This window comes from Vibrio sp. 10N.247.311.13 (genome assembly GCF_041467595.1).
GTDB classification, from domain to species: domain Bacteria; phylum Pseudomonadota; class Gammaproteobacteria; order Enterobacterales; family Vibrionaceae; genus Vibrio; species Vibrio crassostreae_C.
The window spans coordinates 23,376-43,279 of record NZ_JBFSUX010000017.1; the positions used below are offsets into that span (position 1 = coordinate 23,376).

General features: G+C 45.5%; 22 protein-coding genes and 1 riboswitch. Of the genes, 14 read left to right on the forward strand and 8 right to left on the reverse strand.

The window, feature by feature from the left end; all coding sequences use genetic code 11:
* Window position 1: 1 nt before the first annotated feature.
* Complete coding sequence (mlaF, locus tag AB6E52_RS09600) at window positions 2-796, reverse strand: phospholipid ABC transporter ATP-binding protein MlaF (protein ID WP_102320271.1); 795 nt, start codon at window positions 794-796, stop codon at window positions 2-4.
* Window positions 797-1,060: 264 nt separating this feature from the next.
* Between mlaF and AB6E52_RS09605 the strand changes: the two genes are divergently transcribed.
* The 12 genes from AB6E52_RS09605 (at window position 1,061) to mgtE (ending at window position 10,333) form a co-directional block, all read left to right on the forward strand.
* Window positions 1,061-2,026: a calcium/sodium antiporter gene (locus AB6E52_RS09605; RefSeq protein WP_017063737.1), complete on the forward strand. Its 966-nt coding sequence runs from the start codon at window positions 1,061-1,063 to the stop codon at window positions 2,024-2,026.
* Window positions 2,027-2,060: 34 nt separating this feature from the next.
* Window positions 2,061-3,032 carry an arabinose-5-phosphate isomerase KdsD gene (kdsD, locus tag AB6E52_RS09610; protein WP_102320272.1) on the forward strand — a complete coding sequence of 324 codons (972 nt, stop codon included), beginning with the start codon at window positions 2,061-2,063 and terminating at the stop codon, window positions 3,030-3,032.
* Complete coding sequence (kdsC, locus tag AB6E52_RS09615) at window positions 3,032-3,589, forward strand: 3-deoxy-manno-octulosonate-8-phosphatase KdsC (RefSeq protein ID WP_017058916.1); 558 nt, start codon at window positions 3,032-3,034, stop codon at window positions 3,587-3,589. The genes kdsD and kdsC overlap by 1 nt, the downstream gene beginning before the upstream one ends.
* The gene (gene lptC, locus AB6E52_RS09620) at window positions 3,586-4,149 is read left to right on the forward strand and encodes an LPS export ABC transporter periplasmic protein LptC (RefSeq protein ID WP_004735306.1); all 564 of its coding nucleotides are present in this window, start codon (window positions 3,586-3,588) and stop codon (window positions 4,147-4,149) included. Before kdsC ends, lptC begins: the two co-directional genes overlap by 4 nt.
* On the forward strand, window positions 4,130-4,624 hold the full coding sequence (gene lptA, locus AB6E52_RS09625; protein WP_004735305.1) for a lipopolysaccharide transport periplasmic protein LptA: 495 nt from the start codon (window positions 4,130-4,132) through the stop codon (window positions 4,622-4,624). Before lptC ends, lptA begins: the two co-directional genes overlap by 20 nt.
* A gap of 2 nt (window positions 4,625-4,626) precedes the next feature.
* Window positions 4,627-5,352, forward strand: a complete 726-nt coding sequence (gene lptB, locus AB6E52_RS09630) for an LPS export ABC transporter ATP-binding protein (RefSeq protein ID WP_004735304.1) — start codon at window positions 4,627-4,629, stop codon at window positions 5,350-5,352.
* Between the two features lie 54 nt (window positions 5,353-5,406).
* Window positions 5,407-6,867 (forward strand): RNA polymerase factor sigma-54, encoded by a 1,461-nt coding sequence (locus AB6E52_RS09635; RefSeq protein ID WP_017058913.1) that lies wholly within the window; start codon window positions 5,407-5,409, stop codon window positions 6,865-6,867.
* A gap of 62 nt (window positions 6,868-6,929) precedes the next feature.
* Window positions 6,930-7,217: a ribosome hibernation promoting factor gene (gene hpf / locus AB6E52_RS09640; protein ID WP_009847742.1), complete on the forward strand. Its 288-nt coding sequence runs from the start codon at window positions 6,930-6,932 to the stop codon at window positions 7,215-7,217.
* Window position 7,218: 1 nt separating this feature from the next.
* On the forward strand, window positions 7,219-7,680 hold the full coding sequence (gene ptsN / locus AB6E52_RS09645) for a PTS IIA-like nitrogen regulatory protein PtsN (protein WP_004738707.1): 462 nt from the start codon (window positions 7,219-7,221) through the stop codon (window positions 7,678-7,680).
* Window position 7,681: 1 nt separating this feature from the next.
* On the forward strand, window positions 7,682-8,551 hold the full coding sequence (gene rapZ, locus AB6E52_RS09650) for an RNase adapter RapZ (protein ID WP_102320273.1): 870 nt from the start codon (window positions 7,682-7,684) through the stop codon (window positions 8,549-8,551).
* 2 nt (window positions 8,552-8,553) lie between these two features.
* A complete protein-coding gene (locus AB6E52_RS09655; RefSeq protein ID WP_017066670.1) occupies window positions 8,554-8,829 on the forward strand; it encodes an HPr family phosphocarrier protein in 276 nt (91 codons plus the stop codon).
* A 148-nt stretch (window positions 8,830-8,977) separates the two neighbouring features.
* Complete coding sequence (gene mgtE, locus AB6E52_RS09660; RefSeq protein ID WP_017058911.1) at window positions 8,978-10,333, forward strand: magnesium transporter; 1,356 nt, start codon at window positions 8,978-8,980, stop codon at window positions 10,331-10,333.
* A 97-nt stretch (window positions 10,334-10,430) separates the two neighbouring features.
* Here the strand turns inward: mgtE and pmbA are convergent, their stop codons facing one another.
* Window positions 10,431-11,774 (reverse strand): metalloprotease PmbA, encoded by a 1,344-nt coding sequence (pmbA, locus tag AB6E52_RS09665; protein ID WP_017058910.1) that lies wholly within the window; start codon window positions 11,772-11,774, stop codon window positions 10,431-10,433.
* A gap of 118 nt (window positions 11,775-11,892) precedes the next feature.
* Here pmbA and yjgA point away from each other — a divergent pair, with 118 nt between their 5' ends.
* Window positions 11,893-12,417 carry a ribosome biogenesis factor YjgA gene (yjgA, locus tag AB6E52_RS09670; protein WP_017069408.1) on the forward strand — a complete coding sequence of 175 codons (525 nt, stop codon included), beginning with the start codon at window positions 11,893-11,895 and terminating at the stop codon, window positions 12,415-12,417.
* Window positions 12,418-12,523: 106 nt separating this feature from the next.
* Here yjgA and thiQ read toward each other — a convergent pair whose 3' ends face one another.
* From thiQ to mpl, 5 genes are all read right to left on the reverse strand, one after another.
* A complete protein-coding gene (gene thiQ, locus AB6E52_RS09675; RefSeq protein ID WP_017071293.1) occupies window positions 12,524-13,228 on the reverse strand; it encodes a thiamine ABC transporter ATP-binding protein in 705 nt (234 codons plus the stop codon).
* The gene (thiP, locus tag AB6E52_RS09680) at window positions 13,228-14,841 is read right to left on the reverse strand and encodes a thiamine/thiamine pyrophosphate ABC transporter permease ThiP (protein WP_170967441.1); all 1,614 of its coding nucleotides are present in this window, start codon (window positions 14,839-14,841) and stop codon (window positions 13,228-13,230) included. The genes thiQ and thiP overlap by 1 nt, the downstream gene beginning before the upstream one ends.
* 92 nt (window positions 14,842-14,933) lie before the next feature.
* Complete coding sequence (gene thiB, locus AB6E52_RS09685) at window positions 14,934-15,926, reverse strand: thiamine ABC transporter substrate binding subunit (RefSeq protein ID WP_102320274.1); 993 nt, start codon at window positions 15,924-15,926, stop codon at window positions 14,934-14,936.
* A 53-nt stretch (window positions 15,927-15,979) separates the two neighbouring features.
* A riboswitch (TPP riboswitch) is annotated at window positions 15,980-16,099 on the reverse strand.
* 43 nt (window positions 16,100-16,142) lie between these two features.
* A complete protein-coding gene (locus AB6E52_RS09690; protein WP_016787846.1) occupies window positions 16,143-16,766 on the reverse strand; it encodes a flavin prenyltransferase UbiX in 624 nt (207 codons plus the stop codon).
* 38 nt (window positions 16,767-16,804) lie between these two features.
* Window positions 16,805-18,163, reverse strand: coding sequence for a UDP-N-acetylmuramate:L-alanyl-gamma-D-glutamyl-meso-diaminopimelate ligase (mpl, locus tag AB6E52_RS09695; protein ID WP_017071296.1), 1,359 nt, complete (start codon window positions 18,161-18,163; stop codon window positions 16,805-16,807).
* A gap of 270 nt (window positions 18,164-18,433) precedes the next feature.
* Between mpl and fbp the strand changes: the two genes are divergently transcribed.
* Window positions 18,434-19,444 carry a class 1 fructose-bisphosphatase gene (gene fbp / locus AB6E52_RS09700; protein ID WP_017063728.1) on the forward strand — a complete coding sequence of 337 codons (1,011 nt, stop codon included), beginning with the start codon at window positions 18,434-18,436 and terminating at the stop codon, window positions 19,442-19,444.
* An 87-nt stretch (window positions 19,445-19,531) separates the two neighbouring features.
* Here fbp and AB6E52_RS09705 read toward each other — a convergent pair whose 3' ends face one another.
* Window positions 19,532-19,888, reverse strand: a complete 357-nt coding sequence (locus tag AB6E52_RS09705; protein WP_017069403.1) for a gamma-glutamylcyclotransferase — start codon at window positions 19,886-19,888, stop codon at window positions 19,532-19,534.
* Window positions 19,889-19,904: the final 16 nt, after the last annotated feature.

Here is a 19,904-nt window from a genome sequence, read left to right on the forward strand (position 1 = left end):
ATTAAAACAAATCCTTTTCTAAGCTCTTCGCAGGGAATCTAAATGGTACTGGACCATCGGCTTCGCCTTGCAAAAATTGCTGCACTCTCGGATCGTTATTGTTGTACAACTCATCAGGTGTTCCAGCGGCAATAATCTTGCTATCTGCCATGAGGTAAACCCAATCAGCAATACTCATCACCTCTGGCACATCGTGAGAAACAACAATCGAGGTTAAGCCCAAGGCTTGATTGAGATTTCGTATCAATTCAACCAATACGCCCATGGTGATGGGATCTTGGCCAACAAACGGCTCATCGTACATGATAAGTTCTGGATCCAGTGCGATTGCGCGCGCCAGTGCGGCACGCCTAGCCATTCCGCCAGACAACTCACTCGGCATCAATTGCGCAGCACCACGTAATCCTACCGCTTCAAGCTTAAGTAATACGATGGTACGAATGAATTTTTCATTAAGTTCAGTGTGCTCTCGCAGCGGAAACGCCACATTATCAAAGACATTGAGATCCGTAAAAAGCGCACCCGATTGGAATAGCATGCTCATTTTCTTACGTGCTTGATATAGCTTTCGACGTGATAATGCAGGGATATTGTCACCATCAAACCAAATTTCGCCTTCATCTGGCGGCAGTTGCCCACCAATCAAACGCAGTAAAGTCGTTTTGCCAATCCCAGACGGCCCCATGATGGCGGTTATCTTGCCTTGAGGCACCTCTAAACTGATGTCATCAAAGATAACGCGCTCACCACGTGAGAAGCTGAGGTTCTTAACTTTCACAAGCTCAGTGTTCAACATATTTTTGTTGTTTCCTTGCTTTAAAAAACGCCAATTATGGCTGCAATAATAATGAGTCTACTTTAGAATTAAAAGCACTGTTCAATTAATTCATATTAAACAGGAATCTATGCAGGGATTTGAAAGCATTAGGAAATTATCTATTGATCTCTCTTTCTTGCCTGCTAACTGGTAATTAATTTGCCGAGTGACTTCCCTTTTATCTAGCAACAGGTCAAAATTAGCGGTTAATTCTCCGTTTTTATTAATTTTTTAGGAATCATCATGCTTGAAGCGATTGCGTTTCTTATTATCGGTCTAGGTTTTTTGGTGTGGAGTGCAGATAAGCTGGTTTACGGTGCCGCTGCTCTTGCTCGCAACTTCGGTATTTCACCACTAGTTATCGGTATGACGATCTTAGCAATGGGGTCTTCGGCTCCTGAAATGATGGTTTCTGCGACAGCAGCCCTTGATGGCAAAACAGATACAGCTGTAGGCAACGTACTGGGCTCTAACATCGCCAACATCGCGCTGATTTTAGGTATTACAGCCCTTATCAAGCCGTTATCGATTAGCTCAGGCGTGATTCGTCGTGAACTACCATTAATGATCGGTGTCACTCTGCTAGCGGGCGCCCTATTGTGGGATAACCATTTAGGCTTCTATGAAGGCGTGTTGTTGTTTGTTCTTTTTGCCGCGTTTTTGTTTGCTATGTTGCAAATCAGCCGCAGCGAGAAAAAGAACGGCGATGCTTTCCTTGATGAGCAAGAATCAGAGATCCCTGAAGGCGTAAGTAACCCTAAGGCTGCAATGTGGGTCGTGATTGGTCTAATCGTCCTACCTTTAGCTGCTGATATGCTGGTAGATAACGCTGTGATCATCGCGAAGTTCTTCGGCATGAGCGACCTTGTCATTGGTTTAACCATCATTGCTGTTGGTACTAGCCTTCCTGAACTTGCAGCATCACTAGCCGGCGTTATGAAGGGTGAAGATGATATGGCTGTAGGTAATATCATTGGTTCAAACGTATTCAACATCCTTGCTGTTATGGGTATCCCGGGCATCCTAAACCCTTCGATCTTGAGCGAGTTCGCTATGGGTCGTGACTTCTGGGTAATGCTAGGCGTATCGCTACTACTTGTTGTGATGGCACTAGGAAAATCTCGTAGTGTGAATCGTATTGAAGGCGGCGTGTTAATTGTGACGTTCGTGGCCTACCAAAGTTACCTATTAATGAACATGTCGGCTTAATTGTTGATTTAACTTCCCGTACTTGGAGTATTTGATGTCTCAGCCATTTGATTACCGCAGCGTTGCAAAACAAGTTTTGGAAACCGAAGTTGCAGGTCTCACTCAATTAGACCAATATTTTAATGATGATTTTTGTAAAGCTTGCGAACTTATCCTGAACAACAAAGGCAAAGTCGTTGTGATGGGCATGGGTAAATCAGGCCACATTGGCAACAAAATCGCAGCAACATTGGCAAGTACCGGGACATCGGCTTTCTTTGTTCACCCAGGCGAAGCGGCGCATGGCGACTTAGGCATGATCGAACCTGGTGATATTGTGATTGCAATATCCAACTCCGGCGAATCGGGAGAAATCCTCAGCCTATTTCCTGTGTTAAAGCGTCTGAGCATCAAGATCATCAGCATGACAGGCAAGCCAGCATCAAACATGGCAACCCTGTCTGATATCCATTTACAAATTTCAGTACCGGAAGAAGCTTGTCCGCTGGGCTTAGCACCAACAACAAGCACCACGGCGACTTTGGTCATGGGTGATGCATTAGCCGTTGCACTTTTGCAGGCTCGAGGCTTCACCGCTCAAGACTTTGCCCTGTCTCATCCTGGTGGCGCTTTAGGTCGTCAGCTGCTGTTGAAGCTCGACGACATCATGCACACAGGCGATTCACTTCCTGTTGTAGCACCCGACGCACTAGTAAGAGACGCTCTACTAGAGATATCTCAGAAAGGCTTAGGCATGACAGCAATCGTTGGTGAAGATGGCCAAATGGCCGGTATTTTTACCGATGGTGATTTACGCCGTATCTTAGACAAACGCGTTGATATCCATAACACGCAGATCGGTGATGTGATGACGCTAAACCCGACGGTAGCCGAGCCAAACATGCTCGCGGTTGAGGGCTTAAACTTGATGCAAGCGAAGAGCATCAATGGCCTGATGTTATGCCAAGAAGGTAAATTAGTCGGAGCGTTAAACATGCATGACTTACTGAAAGCAGGAGTAATGTAATGACACAGACAGTCGAAACTCTATACGGCACTGTTAATTCAGATGTATTTGCAATTGCAAAAGAGATCAAACTGCTGATTTGCGATGTCGATGGTGTCTTCTCTGATGGTCGCATCTACATGGGCAACAACGGTGAAGAGCTGAAAACCTTCCACACTCGTGACGGTTACGGTATCAAATCACTGATGAACGCAGGCATTGAAATCGCGATCATCACGGGTCGCAAATCTCAAATTGTTGAGAATCGTATGACCGCTCTAGGCATTAAGCTGATTTATCAAGGTCAAGACGATAAAGTTAAGGCATACCAAGATATTTGCGATAAGCTTTCTGTAAACCCTGAAAATACAGGTTACATCGGAGACGATCTGATTGACTGGCCTGTAATGGAAAAAGTTGGCTTGAAGGTCTGTGTGGCAGATGGGCACCCGCTACTTGCAAAGCGTGCAAACTACGTGACAACCATTAACGGTGGTCATGGCGCGGTACGTGAAGTCTGTGACCTTATTTTACAAGCAAGAAATGAACTCGACGTGCATAAAGGTTTAAGCATATGAGTTTTACTCGTATTATCTATTTAATACTCATATTTATTGCCTCTTGGTCGACCTATTACTTGTACGACAAAGAGCAAACATCAACGATACAAGTGGCTCCAAATTTGGAGCTGCCCGCGTTTAGTGGCAAAAGCCTGAACAACATTAGCTACGACGAAAGCGGTATTCGCAGCTATCAGGTTGAATCGACGTATTTAGAACACTACTCAGTAGTTGGCGATACGCACTTTCAAAACCCAGTTCTTTCGGTATTCCGTGAAGGGCACACGATTGAATGGCAAGTCACCGCTGATCGCGCGATTATGGATGAGAATCAAGTTGTCACGTTTTATGACAACGTCGTGGCAAAGAACCTGTTGCCAGAAGCCAGCTTCGATACAATGACCACAGATAAAATGGTTGTTGAGCTGCCTAGCCGAGATTTTTATTCAGAGACTCCGGTCCATATGATCGGTACATTTTTTGAAACTGAGGGACAAGCAATGAAAGGTAACTTCGGTACCAACAATGCAACCCTCTTTAATTCTGTTCAAGGTAGATATGAAACTCTTACACCTTAGTTTATTCGCTTTGACCCTTGCGGCACCAAATGTCTATGCCCTTTCTTCGGATAGCGAGCAACCTGTCTACATTGACTCAGACAGCCAGCAATTGGATATGAAAAGTAATCAAGTAACCTTTCTTGGTGATGTAAACCTTAAACAAGGCAGCATCAATATCAATGCCGATAAGGTTATTGTTACCCGCAACGCCGTAAACGGCGAGATTGAAGAAATTCAAGGCTTCGGTAAGCCAGCAACCTTCTCTCAGCTTACTGACGATGGTAAGACACTCTACGGTGAAGCTGACGACCTGCATTACCAGCTTGTTGCCGACAAACTGATCATGACCAAGAATGCGATGCTATCTCAAGATGGCAGTATCATTCGCGGCTCTAAGATCACTTACCAGATCGGTTCTCAGAAATTAGTCGCTGACAGTGGTGAAAACAAACGAGTGTCAACGGTTTTACAACCAACGGAAGTGAATAAGTAACGATGGCTGTTCTTAAAGCAAAAAACCTAGCGAAAACCTACAGCAAGCGCAAAGTTGTTACCGATGTAAGCTTGCAGGTAGAGTCAGGCCAGATCGTTGGTCTGCTTGGGCCTAACGGTGCAGGTAAAACCACATCGTTTTATATGATTGTTGGTCTGGTTGCGCGTGATGAGGGCACCATCAGCATTGATGACCGAGACATCAGTATCTTGCCAATGCACAGTCGCTCTCGTCTTGGTATCGGTTATCTGCCACAAGAAGCATCGATTTTCCGTAAGTTGTCAGTTGAGAACAACATCATGGCAGTATTACAAACCCGTGATGAGATGACCAATGAACAGCGTCAAGATAAGTTGGAAGACCTGCTTGAAGAATTCCACATCCAACATATCCGCACCAGTAATGGTATGGCTCTGTCGGGTGGTGAGCGTCGTCGTGTTGAGATTGCTCGCGCACTAGCAGCAAACCCGCAGTTCATTCTATTGGATGAACCATTCGCCGGTGTTGACCCGATCTCAGTAATCGATATCAAAAAAATCATTGTTCACCTGCGTGATCGCGGCTTGGGCGTTTTGATTACCGACCACAACGTTCGTGAAACATTAGACGTGTGTGAAAAAGCTTACATCGTAAGCCAAGGACACCTGATCGCTGAGGGTACTCCTGAAGATGTTCTCAATAACGAACAAGTTAAACAAGTTTATCTAGGCGAACAATTCCGTCTATGATTATATAGAGAGTATCGAGAGTTCTAAGAATAATAACTAGGTAAGTCACACTGAATGAAACCCTCATTACAACTTAAGCTAGGCCAACAGTTAGCAATGACTCCTCAATTGCAGCAAGCGATTCGTTTGTTGCAATTGTCTACTTTAGATTTGCAGCAAGAGATTCAAGAAGCACTTGAATCTAACCCACTACTCGATGTCGAAGAAGGCAATGAAGATACGCCAACATCGGAAGAAAAACCTAGCAGTGACGAAAAAGAAACTGTTGAAGCCACAGAGCAAGACTTACCTGATAGCTCAGACTTAATCGAAAAATCAGAGATTGGCAACGAACTAGAAATCGACACAACTTGGGAAGACGTCTACAGCGCGAACACCGGTAACACGGGTATTGCGATTGATGACGACATGCCGGTTTATCAAGGCGAAACCACTCAAAGCCTGCACGATTACCTACTTTGGCAACTCGACTTAACGCCATTCACTGACACCGACCGAAGCATCGCTTTTGCATTAATCGATGCCATCGACGACTACGGCTACCTCACTGTAACTTGTGAAGACATCCTTGAAAACTTCGACAATGAAGAGATCGAGCTTGATGAAATTGAAGCGGTACGTAAACGAATTCAGCAGTTTGATCCGCTAGGTGTCGGTTCAGTCAACCTGCAAGATTGCTTGTTACTGCAACTGGCAACCTTTCCCCAAGATACGCCTTGGCTTAACGAAGCTAAGTTAGTACTTACTAGCCATATCGACCAACTCGGCAATCGCGATTACAAACTGGTTATCAAAGAGACCAAGTTGAAAGAAGCAGAACTACGTGAAGTTTTGCAACTGATTCAACAGCTGGACCCTCGTCCTGGCAGTAAGATTACTCCGGATGAAACTGAGTATGTGGTTCCAGATGTATCTGTCTTCAAAGACCTTGGCAAATGGTTAGTGACCATTAACCCTGATAGCGTGCCTAAGTTGAAAGTGAATCAGCAGTACGCTGATCTGGGCAGTAAAGGCAACAGCGCCGACAATCAATACATCCGCTCAAATTTGCAAGAAGCAAAGTGGTTAATTAAAAGCCTAGAGAGCCGAAATGAGACGCTACTCAAAGTTGCGCGATGCATTGTTGAACATCAGCGTGATTTCTTCGAACATGGCGAAGAAGCGATGAAGCCAATGGTTCTTAATGATGTTGCGTTAGCTGTTGATATGCACGAATCCACGATCTCTCGTGTGACGACTCAAAAATTCATGCATACGCCACGTGGCATCTTCGAGCTCAAATACTTTTTCTCAAGCCATGTCAGCACTGACAATGGCGGTGAATGTTCATCTACAGCAATTCGCGCACTCATCAAGAAGCTTGTCGCAGCGGAAAATACCGCGAAGCCTCTAAGTGATAGTAAGATTGCTGCTTTACTGGCTGACCAAGGAATTCAGGTAGCTAGACGTACCATAGCGAAATACCGTGAGTCTCTGGGCATTGCCCCATCGAGTCAGCGTAAACGCCTGCTATAAGCTCATTTAGTCGCTAGTTACTTAGCAACTATGATCAGGCAACCAACTGAAAAGGAAAGTCTATGCAAATCAATATTCAAGGCCATCACGTTGATCTTACCGATTCAATGCAAGACTATGTTCACACCAAATTCGACAAACTTGAGCGCTTCTTTGATCATATCAATAGCGTTCAGGTTGTTTTAAAAGTTGAGAAAATCAATCAAATCGCAGAAGCTACCCTGCATATAAATCAGGGGGAAATCCATGCGACAGCAACAGATGAAAGCATGTATGCCGCGATTGATTCATTGGTTGATAAACTCGTCCGCCAACTCAACAAGCACAAAGAAAAGCTAAGTAGTCACTAACATGCAATTAAGCGAAGTACTTTCATTGGACTGCACCAAAAGTGCAGTCCAATGCACAAGCAAAAAAAGAGCCCTTGAGCTCATCAGCCAGATAGCAGCTGAGAGCTGCGGTCAAGATTCAACAGAGCTATTTGAGTGTATGTTGAGCCGTGAGAAGATGGGCAGTACCGGTATTGGTAATGGTATCGCGATTCCCCATGCTCGTATGAATGTCAGTGATAAAGCGATAGCTGTATTACTGCAATGCCAAGATCCTATCGAATTTGATGCGATTGATAATCGTCCTGTCGACCTACTATTTGCCCTGCTTGTTCCTAGCGAACAATGCAAAGAGCATCTAAAAACCCTTTCTTGTATGGCAGAACGACTAAACGACAAGCAGACTCTTAAACAGCTGCGTAATGCTCAGAGCGATCAAGAGCTTTACGACATCATGATTCAAGTGCCAACTTGCGAGCAATAACATGCGATTAATCGTGGTTAGTGGCCAATCAGGGGCCGGTAAAAGTGTTGCGTTACGAGTCCTAGAAGACTTGGGGTATTACTGTGTCGATAATCTACCAGTAAACCTGCTCAACAACTTTGTCGAATCGGTACGCGAAAGCAACCAAAACGTTGCGGTAAGTATTGATATACGTAACCTACCGAAAGAGCCTCAGTTAGTCACCGACACGCTCGAGCAACTCGAGTCAGCTACAAACATCGATGTTGATGTATTGTTCCTCGATGCCAGCAAGCAGACACTCCTTAAGCGCTACAGCGAAACCCGCAGAATCCACCCTTTATCAATTGGCCAAGAAAAGCTCTCTCTTGAGCAAGCGATTGATTTAGAGAAGACACTTCTGACACCTCTCGCAGAGCACGCCAGCATTGTGATCGACAGCAGTGACTGCAACCTCTACGAATTGAGTGAAAAGGTTCGATTTAAAGTTGAAGGCAAAGAGAAGCAAGAGCTGATCATCGTCTTTCAATCTTTCGGTTTTAAGTATGGCTTGCCAAGTGATGCCGACTACGTGTTTGATGTTCGCTTTTTGCCGAACCCTCACTGGGAACCTGACTTACGACCAATGACAGGCCTTGATGCTCCGATTCACTCCTTCCTAGAGCAGCATCAAGAAGTGATTGAACTCAAACAACAGATTCAAGGCTTTGTTGAACAGTGGTTACCAATGTTAGAGAAGAACAATCGCAGTTACCTAACGGTCGCGATTGGCTGTACTGGCGGCAAACACCGCTCGGTTTATCTAACCCAGAAAATTGGTGAGTACTTTGAGCAACTTGGCCATCAAGTTCAAATCAGACACGCCTCCCTAGAGAAGCACCAACAGGGCTAACCATGGAATTAACTCGAACTGTACTGATCCAAAATCGCTTGGGTCTTCACGCTAGAGCAGCCGTAAAGTTGGTTGAGCTTGCACAAAGCTTTGATGCAACCATCACTATCCATAGCGAAGAAGATAAAACAGCAACAGCAGACAGCGTAATGGGGTTACTTATGCTGGAATCAGCGCAAGGGCAACATATTACGATTCAAGCTGCAGGTACCGATTCACAGCAAGCACTGGATGCCGTCTGTCATCTCATTGAAGACAAGTTTGATGAGGGTGAGTAGCGAAAACGCTTCACTCACAACGCCTAAGACTCAAACAACGAACCAACCAATATTAAATCTTAGTTCTATCTAAGTTTATGATTTAAATAAGCCCCAGAATTAAGTTACTATTCCAACCATTGTTAGAATAATGAGATAGGAGGAAAATATGGCAGAGCAATTAGAATTCGACCAAGCTCACCAAACCCTCCAAGAAGTCAGCGAAGCCCTAGAAAACGGCCGATTTGTTCACGTACGCCGACAACTTCAGGACATGGAGCCTGAAGATATTGCACACCTTTTAGAAGCCTCCCCTCGCAAAAGTCGTGACGTACTCTGGCAACTCACCGATCCTGAAGACTACGGTGAAATTCTTGATGAACTAAACGAAGACGTCAAAGATGCTCTTGTGTCGAAAATGGCACCTGAGACCTTGGCAGAAGCAACCGAAGGTATGGAAACCGATGACGTCGCGTACGTACTTCGAAGCCTACCCGACGATGTTTCTCGCGAAGTCCTTTCTCAAATGGACTCCGTCGATCGTGCATTAGTTGAAACTGCCCTGTCGTACCCTGAAGATTCAGCGGGTGCGATCATGAACACCGACGTAATCACGATTCGTGGTGATGTCGATGTTGACGTTGTATTGCGCTACATGCGTATGCGTGGCGAACTGCCGGATGCAACTGATGCTCTGTATGTTATTGATGAAGAAGAACGTCTTATCGGTAACCTATCACTTACCACGCTAGTAACGACTCAACCTGATGTCCCTGTTTCAGAAGTGATGGATGATGCCGACGAAGCGATCGCGGTAGAAACCAGTGCGTCAGATATCGCGAGCCTGTTTGAACGTCGTAACTGGGTTTCTGCGCCTGTCATCGATAGTAACCAGCACCTTGTTGGTCGTATCACCATCGATGACGTGGTTGATGTTATCCGTGAAGATGCCGAACACTCAATGATGAGTATGGCGGGTATGGACGATGACGAAGATACCTTCGCACCGGTCGTAAAATCTGCTCGTCGTCGTAGTGTGTGGCTTGGTGCTAACGTACTCGCAGCACTGGCGGCAGCATCTGTATCAAACATGTTTGAAGCAACGCTCGATCAAATGGCAGCGATTGCGGTTCTGATGACTATCGTGCCTTCGATGGGGGGTGTTGCGGGTAACCAAACCGTTGCTCTGGTGATTCGTGGTTTGGCACTCGGTCATATCGGTGACAGTAACAAACGCGAACTGCTACTCAAAGAGGCAGCCATCGGCTTCCTAAACGGCGTTCTATGGGCCGTTATCATTGGTGGTATCGTGGTGGCTTGGAAAGGTAACTGGATACTGGGAGGCATCATCTCAGCGGCGATGATGACCAACTTGATTGTCGCAGGTATTGCTGGTGTAACTATCCCAGTGATGTTGAAGAAGATGAATATCGATCCAGCCCTTGCTGGCGGTATGGCACTGACCACAGTAACCGATGTTATTGGCCTATCGGTGTTCCTAGGCTTAGCGACCATACTGATCTAGTTAGCAGAAGCAGCTAGCCAATTTTTGGCGACATACAGAAAACAAAAAGGGAGCCATTGGCTCCCTTTTTTAATTCAATCAATTAGTGTTAATTGAATTACTCGCCTGCGACTTTCATTGACTCAAGCAAGATAGAACCCGTTTGAATTTGCGAACGTGTTTCTACGTCATTACCAACCGCAACAATCTGAGTAAACATGTCTTTTAGGTTACCTGCGATTGTTACTTCTGATACTGGGTATTGGATCTCTCCGTTTTCAACCCAGAAACCCGCAGCGCCACGTGAATAATCACCCGTTACGGTGTTTACGCCTTGGCCCATCACTTCAGTGACTAGGAAGCCAGTACCCAACTCTTTTAGCATCTGCTCAAAGTTTTGACCGGTCGATTTAACGAACCAGTTATGAATACCACCAGCATGACCGGTTGGCGTCATATCCATCTTACGTGCGGCATAGCTCGTTAGTAGGTAAGTTGCTAGCACACCGTCAGTGATGATTTCACGATCTTGAGTGAACACACCTTCGCTATCAAATGGGCTTGAAGCCAGACCACGTAGGATGTGAGGACGCTCAGAGATATTGAACCAATCAGGTAGGATTTTCTGACCTAAATGATCCAATAAGAAAGATGACTTACGGTAAAGGTTACCGCCACTGATCGCCATAACAAGGTGACCAATCAAGCCAGTTGCCACATCATTAGCGAACATAATTGGGTACTGGCCTGTTGGTAGCTTTTTCGCATCCAAACGGCTAATGGTCTTTTCTGCAGCTTCTTGACCTACACGCTCAGGCGTCCACAGCTCGTCACGGTGACGTGCAACGGTGTAGCTGTAGTCACGCTCCATCTCACCGTTAGCGCCTTGTCCAATTACACAGCAGCTCGTGCTATGACGACTAGAAGCATAGCTTGCTAGTAAGCCATGGCTGTTACCATAAACCTTAACGCCATAGTGGCTGTCGTAGCTTGCGCCATCACTCTGTTTGATCTTATCGCTATAAGCTAACGCTTGCTTCTCAGCAGCAATCGCAATCTCAGCGGCATAGTCAGGGTTTGGTTCATCAGGGTGAAAAAGATCCAAATCTGGAATTTCTTTTACCATGTATTCTTTTGCCGCAGGACCGGCAAATGGGTCTTCAGAAGTGTACTGAGCGATATCAAGTGCGGCCGCGACGGTTTGAGCAATCGCCTTTTCACTCAGATCAGATGTAGATGCGCTGCCTTTTTTCTGGCCGCGATAAACAGTAATACCTAGCGCACCATCACTATTAAATTCAACGTTTTCCACTTCACACATACGTGTTGAAACACTTAAACCCGTTGACTTAGTAATAGCGACCTCAGCTGCGTCTGCACTCACTGATGCCATATCCAACGCTTTAGCTACTGCGGCTTCTAGCTCAACTCTTTGCTGGGCGACTTGCTGTTTTACATCCATATCTATTCTAATTTTTTAGGTCAATATTACGTAGGATAACAAGAATTTCGCTTTCTCCCCAAGATTCTTGCTAAAATAGGCAATATATTCGTTTGAGATAGTGACATAGGCAGAAAAGATGGCTCGCAAAAACCAAAAAGCCCCATGGGAACCAGAAGAAGAAATCATCTGGGTAAGTAAGACAGAAATGAAAACCGACATGGAAGCGCTACAAAAACTGGGGGAAGAACTTGTTTCCCTGAAGCCTTCTGTATTAGACAAGTTTCCTCTGTCTGAAGATTTGGCACAAGCGATTAAAGATGCACAACGCTTTAAAAATGAAGCGAAGCGCCGTCAACTTCAATACATTGGTAAAGTAATGCGCAATGTTGATCCTGAGCCAATTCAAGCGGCTTTGGATAAAGTACGTAACAAGCACTCGCAAGCAACCGCTGAACTGCACAAGCTTGAGCAACTGCGTGATCGCGTTGTTGCTGAAGGCGATGCTGCCATTTCAGAAGTCATGGACATGTACCCTGAAGCAGACCGTCAGCGTCTTCGTCAGCTAGCTCGCCAAGCTAACAAAGAGAAATCAGCGAACAAGCCAGCAAAGGCTTCTCGTGAAATCTTCCAAATCTTAAAAGAGCTAAAGCTAGAAGACTAATCTTTGTCGCTTTATTCTGTAAGACAATAAAAGACCTAGCGCATGCTAGGTCTTTTTGTTTTCTACGTACTCAATATCAGAGAGATTAAACAAGAGTGATGAATCGTCACTCACCCGCTTTAACAAATGAGCTTAATTCTGTCTGTGGATGATCCGCCGTCAGTGCCTCTATCGAGTCTTCAACCAACACCTTACCTAGCGCCACAAACACAAACTTATTCGCGATACTGCGTGCGTCACCTAAATGGTGAGTCACCATCAAGACCGTAATATTTCGCTCTGCCGCTAATCGCTTCACTAAGCTAAGCATCTCTTCACGCAGCAAAGGATCAAGCGCAGAGAAAGGTTCATCAAGCAGCCAAATATCATGAGGTTGGACAAAACAACGCGCTAACGCAACACGCTGGCGTTGACCGCCGGATAAGTGCTCAGGCAACCTATCCAAATACTCAGCGACGCCAACTTGCGCTGCGGCTTGCTCCACAGCTTGCTTTTGGGTTGCAGTAAGCTTTAAACCTGGATGCAGACCTAAACCAATATTTTCTCGCACCGTAAGGTGAGCAAACAGGTTGTGCTCTTGAAACAACATCGCCAACGGACGCTGATGTGCTTCTTTACCAATAAGCGACTGCCCAGCCACTGATATCTCACCCGATGTAGGCTCGATGAAACCAGCAACTAGCGCCAACAGTGTAGACTTACCCGCACCACTCGGCCCCATAAGCGCAACAATATCGCCCTGCTCAGCTTGAAAATCAAAGCTAAACAACTCTCTGTGATAGTGGTAATCCACATCTTTCATCACTAACATCATCGGTTCCTTAATTCTTTAGCATCGAGCTTAGATCTTCGAGTAAATAAGAATTCTATTAAGCTAAAACTGCCGACACTCAGTAACAGTAAGCTCACAGAAACTACCGCCGCCGCTTCCATTTGATAGCTGCCTAACAATTGGAATAGGTACAAAGGCAGAGTTCTAAAATCTTGGCTACCAAACAAAGCAATCGCGCTTAAATCACCCATCGCCAACATAAAGCTGATCGAGAAGGCTTGCGCCATCGGCTTACGCAATGCGCGCCATTCCACGAGCCTGAATCGAGTGAAGCCAGTCATCCCTAAACTCGCACACACATACTGATACTGCTGAGACAGGTGCAGCATAGGTTGAGCCAAGGTTTTAATTACGTAAGGCAGCGCCATTAAACTGTTGACGGCAATCACGACAAAGAAAGCTAAACTGAATACATCGGTGAATGAACGCAGTAATAAGAAGATACCCGTACTGATCACCAGCCCCGGAGTCACTAAGATAATAGTGCCAATCAGCTCGATTTTATCGGCTCGAAAATTCTTGTTCTGTAAACGCCATGCTCGGCTAGTCAGCAGTATGGCGATACCAATACCAACTGCGATAACACTTGCTAATGACGCGACTTTAACCGAGGTCATTAACGCCGCCCAAAACGGCTCGCTGCTGAGTACGGTTAATGCCTGTGAGTTAATTCCACTGACGATAACCATAGCTAATGGCGGCAATACCAGCATTGAGACTATGATGATCCAAAAGCTATCCCAAGCTTTTGACCACCAGCTGTCCTTAACCAAATATTTCTCTTCCGACAGCTGACTGGCCGTCACTGAAATAGGCTTCGATAGGCGTTGAATGCTCACCGCTAGCACACCACACAGCAGCATTTGCCATATCGCGAGCAAGGCACCAGCTTGAAGGTCAAAGTCGAATTTAATCGCCTGATAAATAGCGAGCTCGATAGTGGTTGATTTAGGTCCACCGCCTAGCGCCATCACGGTAGCAAAGCTGGTAAAACACAACATGAAGACTAAGCCACACACATGTGGTAATTGCTGTCTTAAGCGAGGCCATTCAACCCATCTGAATTTGTTCCAATGACTCATACCCAAGTGAGCACAAAGCTTGTGTTGCTCGGCAGGCACGGTATCTAACGCTTGCAGAAGTAAGCGACTGGCATAAGGCAAGTTGAAGAAAACGTGCGCCAGCAAAATACCATTCAATCCGTATATGGAAAATGGCAATTCAATATCGAAGTTCGCCAAAAACTTAGCTAACCAACCACTATTGCCATAGATCGCAAGTAAGCCAAATACACCCACTAACACTGGCAGGACTAAGGTCGACGCGAACAGCCTTAACAACAAAGCGCGTCCAAAAAATTGTCTACGACACAGCGCATGAGCAATAGGTATAGCAAAGCCAACACTCAGCACCGTTGAGAGTGTCGCCTGATAAAAACTGAATTTCGTTACATGCCAATAGTAGGGATCGGACCATACTTGGCTGATATCAAGAGAAGGGGCATTGCTAAGCAATGCCCCAACTGCTGAAACCACGAAGGCGGTAATGAGTATCGCTACCCAAATCCCAACCTTAGGTGTTTTCTTTATCATAGATTGATTTTTTACCGTAAATGGTTCGCTCAGTTAACATCGAACAAACCTTTAAATACAGAAAGTTAGAAAGCTAATTTTTTAAAAGCAAATTAAAAAGTAAGTGCACTCTGCCATTCACGAATCCATGGCTTACGCTTAGCTGCAATTTCTTCGGGCGTAAAGCTTAGCGCTTTCTGAGGAACCGTAAGTTGCTCGAACCCTTTTGGAAGCTCAATATCGGTCACTGGGTACATCCAGTTGCCTGTTGGCATCGCCGATTGGAATTCATCACTTAGGATAAACGCCATAAACTCATCAGCAAGCTTTTCGTTCTTGCTGCCTTTAACCTTAGCGGCCACTTCCACTTGAGTGTAATGCCCTTCTTCGAAGCTTGCTGCTGCATACTTAGAATCGCTTTCAGCAATAATGTGGTAAGCCGGAGACGTTGTATAAGACAACACTAAATCCGACTCGCCTTCTAGGAACATAGAGTAAGCTTCAGACCAGCCTTTGGTTACAGTCACTGTTTTCTGAGCAAGCTTCTTCCATGCTGCTGTCGCTTCATCACCGTATACTGATTTCATCCAAAGCATCATGCCTTGGCCTGGTGTTGATGTACGTGGATCTTGGTAGATGACCTTAAGATCATCACGCTGCTCAACCAGTTCTTTCAAGCTCTTCGGCGGGTTTTCCAGTTTCTCTTTATTGTAAACAAAAGCAAAGTAGCCAAAGTCATAGGGTACAAAAGTGCTGTCGTTCCAACCATTAGGAAGCGTTACCGATGACGTATCAACATTATGCTCAGCCAATAAGCCCGTCGCTTTCGCTTCAGCCATCAGGTTGTTGTCGAGACCTAGCAAGATATCGGCTTTGCTGTTGCCGCCCTCAAGACGTAAACGGTTCAGAATAGACACGCCATCTTCTAGAGCGACAAAATTCACATCACAACCACACTTCTCTTCGAATGCTTTTTCAACGGCAGGACGAGGGCCCCAATCCGCAGCAAAAGAGTCATAGGTGTATATAGTCAAAGTGTTGTCTGCAGCAAAGGCAGAAAAAGAAATAGCTGTAGTAACAGCAAGGGTAGTTAATGTGAATTTCACTGGACGCTCTCCATGGTCTGAGCGGCACAGGTTTGAGGGAGGAGAACGGTAGAGGTTGTTCCTAACTCAATTCCTACGCCAGCATTATCTGGTTCAGGTTTACGGGTCCCAAGCACCTGCTTGATCTCAGCTCGCATTCATTATTTGAATGGTTCGCTCCCCGATGAGTGTTCAGAATTGTAATTTGATTTTTAACAATAAGCTATCAAGTTTGGATCAATTACGTTGATCGTAACCCCAACGTGGCACTAAACCTTGTTCGATACCAAGGTGATCTAGAATACGCGCCACCATAAAGTCGACCAGATCTTCAATTGACTTGGGTTGATGATAAAAACCCGGAGCTGCAGGCATGATCGTTACGCCCATGGTCGAAAGTTTGTGCATGTTCTCGAGATGAAGCGTCGAAAATGGCGTCTCGCGAACCACCAACAACAATTGGCCTCGCTCTTTCATGACTACGTCTGCTGCTCGCTCAATCAGGTTATCTGATAGACCATGAGCAATCGAAGCCAAGCTTCCCGCTGAACATGGACAAACGACCATCTGTTTAGGTGCTGCTGAACCAGAGGCAACCGGCGAGAACCAATCATCTTTTCCACACACCACCAGCTTTTCAGGGTCGCAGCCAAGATGTTTAACCAAAGCTTGTTTCGCCGCATCTGGCCCAGCAGGTAACTTAAGTTCATGCTCGGTCGCCAATACCACTCGCGCTGCCGATGAAATCAGCAAGTAGACCTGATAATCGGCTGCCAAAAGGCATTCAAGTAAACGCAGGCCATAAGGCGCACCAGATGCGCCAGTGAAAGCAAGGGTTATCGCTTTATCGTGTTTTGTCATGTTCTCAATTACTTCAAATTATAAGGTCGTGGATGCCGTTAGCCTTTGAGTGCCAATCCATCCAACAGTTTTTGATGAATGCCACCAAAGCCACCATTACTCATTACCAAAATTTGGTCGCCAGCTTGTGCCTCTGAGACAATTTTAGCAACGAATGCATCCATGTCATCACTCACGTGTGCCGGTTGGTGACAAGCGTCTGCAACATCTTGAACTGACCAATCAATGTTATCCGGTTGGAATAAGTAGGTAGAATCCGCTTGTTTAAGCGAATCAGCCAAGGTTTCTTTATGCACACCACGTTTCATGGTGGCGGAACGAGGCTCTAAAACGGCAATGATTTTTTTCGAGTCGACCTTATTACGTAAGCCGCCGAGCGTAAGTTCAATCGCCGTTGGGTGATGAGCAAAATCATCATAAACAGACACACCTGCCACCTCGCCTTTAAACTCCAAACGGCGCTTAGTATTAATAAAGGTAGCTAGTGATTCACAAGCAAGGTCAGGTGTCACGCCCACATGACGTGCAGCTGCAATCGCCATCAAAGCATTATTTACGTTGTGGTCGCCCACTAAATCCCAATTTACGGTTCCAACACATTCATTTTGGAAGTAAACCTCAAATTGAGAGCCATCTTTGACCAGTTTCTTGGCATCCCAGTCGCCTTGCTCGCCACTCGATTCAGTTTCACTCCAGCAACCGCGAGCTAGAACATCTTCAATAGCGCTGTCTTGCTTAGGTGAGAAAATGCGACCATTGCTTGGCACAGTACGCACCAAATGATGAAATTGTCGCTTAATCGCTTCAAGATCGTCAAAGATGTCCGCATGATCGAACTCTAGGTTATTCATCACTAAGGTTCTTGGGTGGTAATGAACGAACTTAGATCGTTTATCGAAAAAAGCACTGTCGTATTCGTCGGCTTCTACCACGAAGAACATGCTTTCACCAAGGCGAGCAGAGATACCAAAGTTACCCAACACTCCGCCAACTAAGAAGCCCGGTGCATAGCCACAGTCTTCCAAGATCCAAGCCAACATACTGGAAGTTGTGGTTTTACCGTGAGTACCGGACACCGCAAGAACCCAGCGGTCATGCAATAAGAACTCTTGCAGCCATTGTGGACCAGAGGTGTATCTAAGGTTGTTATCCAAGACATACTCAACACATGGGTTACCACGGCTCATCGCATTACCGATAACCACCAGGTCAGGCCTAGGCTCTAGTTGGCTTGGGTCGAACCCTTCAATAATTTCAATCCCTTGCGACTCTAACAAGGTGCTCATTGGTGGGTAAACATTCGCGTCACTACCCGTAACCTTGTGACCTAATTGACGAGCCAATACCGCAGCACCACCCATGAAGGTGCCACAAATTCCTAAGATATGAATATGCATAAATTGCTTCCAAACGCTTGGCTAAATAAACAGTGCCTAATTAAAACGGCTTGCACTCATTATCATTAAATGGCGATTAAAAGCGAGCAGCAATGCAAAACAAATTGAGTCGACATAGTAAGTGAGATCTGTGTCGCTTAGTTCATTACCATTAAAAAGATCTAACCTTTAGAATTTAGGTAAGCGTCTAGATGAATAAAGCCCACTCAAGAGGCCGAATCTACAGTGCTCAAATCCCCCCTAATATTGAGAGAAGTTTAAGGAAATAACATGTCTGAGATGCGCACCCTTGGTGAGTTCATTGTTGAGAAACAGAGTGACTTCCCCCATGCAAGCGGTGATCTATCATCCCTTTTGTCGTCTATTCGACTTGCTGCAAAAATTGTTAACCGTGAGATCAACAAGGCTGGCCTAGTCGACATCACTGGCGCTGTTGGTACAGACAACGTGCAAGGTGAAGAGCAGCAAAAGCTAGACCTTTACGCGAACGACAAATTTAAAGCGGCTCTAGAAGCCCGTGACCAAGTTTGTGGTGTTGCAAGTGAAGAAGAAGACGAAGCTGTCGCCTTCAATAAAGAGCTCAACAAAAACGCAAAATACGTTGTACTGATGGATCCACTAGATGGCTCATCAAACATCGATGTAAATGTATCGGTTGGTACAATTTTCTCTATCTACCGTCGAGTATCACCGATCGGTACACCACCAACACAAGAAGATTTCTTACAGCCAGGACACAAGCAAGTAGCCGCGGGTTACGTGATTTACGGTTCTTCAACCATGCTTGTATACACAACAGGTGCTGGCGTAAATGGCTTCACCTACGACCCATCACTGGGTACCTTCTGCCTATCTCATGAAAACATGATGATTCCAGACGAAGGTAAGATTTACTCAATCAACGAAGGTAATTACATCCGCTTCCCTACGGGTGTTAAGAAGTACATCAAGTACTGCCAAGAAAATGAGCCAAGCGACAACCGCCCTTACACATCACGTTACATCGGTTCTCTAGTATCAGATTTCCACCGTAACCTTTTGAAAGGCGGCATCTACTTGTACCCAAGCACGCAAAGTCACCCTCAAGGTAAACTGCGTCTGCTTTACGAGTGCAACCCTATTGCTTTCCTTATGGAGCAAGCTGGCGGTATTGCATCAGACGGTGCACAGCGTATCATGGATATCAAACCAACTGAGCTACACCAACGTGTGCCTTTCTTCGTTGGTTCAACAAAAATGGTACGTAAAGTAGAAGAGTTTCTTGAGCTGAACCCTGAGTAACCCTCTCATTTCATTCTCAAACTAACGCTATTAAAAAGCCAGCACCTCAGTGCTGGCTTTTTGTTGTCTCGTAAGGTGATTAACTAGTTAGGAATCATTGTTCCGCTGACACCAGTTACCCGAAAGTATTTCTTTATTAGCTGTTAGATCAAGCTGATACAAATATACCCATGCTAATCCAAATATAGTCTCTATTTGCTCGCGACGATACTCAACAGGAACATCTTCTAGCCGATCGAGCGACTCTAAAATTTCGTCGTTAATGATATAGACCTCACCAGCGACACTTTTCTTTCCCAAAATCATCGCCGGATAGGCACCTAAATCAAAAAGTGCGTATTCCTTAGGTGTATCAAACTGCCCTAATAAATCGCAGCCCTGCAAATAATGGTGATTGGACTGACCTTGCCTCAAGGTTCCATAGACAAAAACAAGATGCTGCATATGCCCTCCCATACGG

What these genes read in the sequence shown, in the direction of transcription:
- hpf (WP_009847742.1), top strand. Translation starts at nt 6,930, where the DNA reads ATGCAAATCAATATTCAAGGCCATCACGTTGATCTTACCGATTCAATG.
- AB6E52_RS09635 (WP_017058913.1), top strand. Translation starts at nt 5,407, where the DNA reads ATGAAACCCTCATTACAACTTAAGCTAGGCCAACAGTTAGCAATGACT.
- AB6E52_RS09605 (WP_017063737.1), top strand. Translation starts at nt 1,061, where the DNA reads ATGCTTGAAGCGATTGCGTTTCTTATTATCGGTCTAGGTTTTTTGGTG.
- lptA (WP_004735305.1), top strand. Translation starts at nt 4,130, where the DNA reads ATGAAACTCTTACACCTTAGTTTATTCGCTTTGACCCTTGCGGCACCA.
- yjgA (WP_017069408.1), top strand. Translation starts at nt 11,893, where the DNA reads ATGGCTCGCAAAAACCAAAAAGCCCCATGGGAACCAGAAGAAGAAATC.
- kdsD (WP_102320272.1), top strand. Translation starts at nt 2,061, where the DNA reads ATGTCTCAGCCATTTGATTACCGCAGCGTTGCAAAACAAGTTTTGGAA.
- mlaF (WP_102320271.1), bottom strand. Translation starts at nt 796, where the DNA reads ATGTTGAACACTGAGCTTGTGAAAGTTAAGAACCTCAGCTTCTCACGT.
- mpl (WP_017071296.1), bottom strand. Translation starts at nt 18,163, where the DNA reads ATGCATATTCATATCTTAGGAATTTGTGGCACCTTCATGGGTGGTGCT.
- lptB (WP_004735304.1), top strand. Translation starts at nt 4,627, where the DNA reads ATGGCTGTTCTTAAAGCAAAAAACCTAGCGAAAACCTACAGCAAGCGC.
- AB6E52_RS09705 (WP_017069403.1), bottom strand. Translation starts at nt 19,888, where the DNA reads ATGCAGCATCTTGTTTTTGTCTATGGAACCTTGAGGCAAGGTCAGTCC.
- AB6E52_RS09655 (WP_017066670.1), top strand. Translation starts at nt 8,554, where the DNA reads ATGGAATTAACTCGAACTGTACTGATCCAAAATCGCTTGGGTCTTCAC.
- thiP (WP_170967441.1), bottom strand. Translation starts at nt 14,841, where the DNA reads ATGATAAAGAAAACACCTAAGGTTGGGATTTGGGTAGCGATACTCATT.
- rapZ (WP_102320273.1), top strand. Translation starts at nt 7,682, where the DNA reads ATGCGATTAATCGTGGTTAGTGGCCAATCAGGGGCCGGTAAAAGTGTT.
- lptC (WP_004735306.1), top strand. Translation starts at nt 3,586, where the DNA reads ATGAGTTTTACTCGTATTATCTATTTAATACTCATATTTATTGCCTCT.
- fbp (WP_017063728.1), top strand. Translation starts at nt 18,434, where the DNA reads ATGTCTGAGATGCGCACCCTTGGTGAGTTCATTGTTGAGAAACAGAGT.
- kdsC (WP_017058916.1), top strand. Translation starts at nt 3,032, where the DNA reads ATGACACAGACAGTCGAAACTCTATACGGCACTGTTAATTCAGATGTA.
- mgtE (WP_017058911.1), top strand. Translation starts at nt 8,978, where the DNA reads ATGGCAGAGCAATTAGAATTCGACCAAGCTCACCAAACCCTCCAAGAA.
- ptsN (WP_004738707.1), top strand. Translation starts at nt 7,219, where the DNA reads ATGCAATTAAGCGAAGTACTTTCATTGGACTGCACCAAAAGTGCAGTC.
- thiQ (WP_017071293.1), bottom strand. Translation starts at nt 13,228, where the DNA reads ATGTTAGTGATGAAAGATGTGGATTACCACTATCACAGAGAGTTGTTT.
- AB6E52_RS09690 (WP_016787846.1), bottom strand. Translation starts at nt 16,766, where the DNA reads ATGACAAAACACGATAAAGCGATAACCCTTGCTTTCACTGGCGCATCT.
- pmbA (WP_017058910.1), bottom strand. Translation starts at nt 11,774, where the DNA reads ATGGATGTAAAACAGCAAGTCGCCCAGCAAAGAGTTGAGCTAGAAGCC.